Genomic DNA, 462 nt, shown 5'->3' on the forward strand with positions numbered 1-462 from the left:
TGGTCACCGTTCAACGCATTACTACCCCAGCCCCCGGAACAACGGAGCCGTTTGTTATGATCCGTCCCGCACAGAACCGTGCTGTCACCTTGTGGCTAATGAAGAACAGTAAACGTCCAATGAAGGCCGTGGACGTCTGGACGCTCTTGTTCGACCACCTGTTCCCACATACCGGACAGATCATGCTAACCCGCGAAGAAATCGCCGAAAAAGTCGGAATTCGGGTCAACGAAGTTACAGCCATCATGAATGAACTGGTGAAGTTCGGTGCGATTTTCTCCGAGCGCGAAAAGGTAGCCGGTATGCGAGGGCCGGGTCTTGTCCGCTACTACATGAACCGCCACGTTGCTGAAGTAGGTAGTCGTGCTACACAAGAAGAACTTTCTACAATACCAAAGCCGGGATTTAATCTTGAAGTTATAGAAGGACGAAAATTATGAAAACTAACGAACGATTCCATAT

At 49.6% G+C, this 462-nt stretch carries 1 protein-coding gene; it reads left to right on the forward strand.

Going from position 1 to position 462, the window contains the following annotated elements:
* Positions 1–440 (forward strand): hypothetical protein (locus KP705_RS21795; RefSeq protein ID WP_215765207.1); only part of this gene is annotated, 440 nt, incomplete at its 5' end.
* Positions 441–462 lie beyond the last annotated feature (22 nt).

The sequence above is a fragment of the Gluconobacter sp. P1D12_c genome, from assembly GCF_018812105.1.
Classification (GTDB): domain Bacteria; phylum Pseudomonadota; class Alphaproteobacteria; order Acetobacterales; family Acetobacteraceae; genus Gluconobacter; species Gluconobacter oxydans_A.